This window comes from Streptomyces katrae (assembly GCF_000966975.1).
Lineage (GTDB): Bacteria > Actinomycetota > Actinomycetes > Streptomycetales > Streptomycetaceae > Streptomyces > Streptomyces katrae.
Genome location: NZ_JZWV01000845.1, coordinates 1 through 1,336, shown reverse-complemented (window position 1 = coordinate 1,336; position 1,336 = coordinate 1). Strand labels below are relative to the sequence as shown.

The 1,336-nt window shown below is 71.5% G+C and carries 4 protein-coding genes; all 4 read left to right on the top strand.

The window, feature by feature from the left end; genetic code table 11:
- Nucleotides 1-182: hypothetical protein (locus VR44_RS27815; protein ID WP_045950365.1), on the top strand; the 182-nt coding region annotated here is incomplete at its 5' end.
- Nucleotides 179-583 (top strand): roadblock/LC7 domain-containing protein, encoded by a 405-nt coding sequence (locus tag VR44_RS27810; RefSeq protein WP_045950364.1) that lies wholly within the window; start codon nucleotides 179-181, stop codon nucleotides 581-583. The genes VR44_RS27815 and VR44_RS27810, both read left to right, overlap by 4 nt.
- The gene (locus VR44_RS27805; RefSeq protein ID WP_045950363.1) at nucleotides 583-954 is read left to right on the top strand and encodes a DUF742 domain-containing protein; all 372 of its coding nucleotides are present in this window, start codon (nucleotides 583-585) and stop codon (nucleotides 952-954) included. Before VR44_RS27810 ends, VR44_RS27805 begins: the two co-directional genes overlap by 1 nt.
- Nucleotides 941-1,336: GTP-binding protein (locus tag VR44_RS27800; RefSeq protein ID WP_045950366.1), on the top strand; the 396-nt coding region annotated here is incomplete at its 3' end. The genes VR44_RS27805 and VR44_RS27800, both read left to right, overlap by 14 nt.

Here is a 1,336-nt window from a genome sequence, read left to right as displayed (position 1 = left end):
GCCCGGCCCTGCCCGAGCGCGTCCCGCAGACCCACCTCACCCGGCAACTGCGCGGCCCCCGCGCCCCGGAGCCGGACACCGGCACGGACGCGGCCACACCCGAAGAGGTGGCCGACGCCTGGGCGGACTACGAAGAGGGGACCAAGAAAGTGGAAGCAGAGCTCGGAGCGGACCAGCCATGACGACGACATCCAGCGACATGATCTACGGCATCCTGGACAACAACCTGAGCCGGATCGCCGGCATCCAGGGAGCGGTGCTCCTGTCCAACGACGGGATCAAACTCAGCGCCTACCTGCTGGAGCGCGACCAGGCCGAGCGCATCGCGGCCGCCTCCTCCGGCATCGCCGCCACCATGAAGGCGATATCCCGGGAGATCGACGGCGGCCGGGTCATCCGGCAGCTGGTCGAGATGGACGACCGCTACCTCTGCGTCGTCGGCTGCGGCGAGGGCAGCACGCTCATCGTGGTGACCTCCCGCAAGGCCCGCCTCGGCGAGCTGGGCGGCGAGGCCGTACGGACCGCCCAGGCGCTCGGCGAATGGCTGGGAACCCCCGGACGCACCTCCGCGCCCACCGCGTAATGCCGGACGAGCCGCAGCGCCGAAGCCCCCGCCGGACCCGGCTGTACGCGCTCACCGACGGGCGCACCTCCGCCGCCCCGCAGACCGTCCTCACGATGGACACCACCATCGTGGCGGCGGTCCCCGCGGACGACGAGGACCCCGGCCTGGCCACCGAATGGCGGGCCGTCCTGGCCCTGTGCGCGCCGCCGCGCGGGATGGCGGTCGCCGAGATCGCCGCCCGCACGCACATGCGCCTCACCCCGATGACGCTCCTGCTGGGCGAACTCGCGGACCGCGGGCTGATCGACCACCGGCCGCCCCTGGAGGGCGCCGAGACCACCAATGTCCACCTGCTCATGAAAATCAGGGACAACCTTGCCCGGATATGACACCTCCGCCGCCCCCGCCGCCCGGGAAGCGTCCCCGGTCAAGATCCTCATCGCGGGCGGGTTCGGAGTCGGCAAGACCACCCTGGTCGAGGCGGTCTCCGAGATCGAACCGCTGCGCACGGAGGAGCGCCTGACGAGCGCCGGAATCGGTGTCGACGACCTCGACGGCATCGAGTCCAAGACCCTGACCACCGTCGCGATGGACTTCGGCAGGATCACCCTCGCCGACGCGGGGGTCGTCCTCTACCTGTTCGGCACGCCCGGCCAGGAGCGGTTCTGGTTCATGTGGGACGACCTGCTCAGCGGGGCCCTGGGGGCGCTCGTGCTCGTCGACACCCGGCGCCTGGACCGGGGGTTCCCGGCGATCGACTTCTTCGAGAGC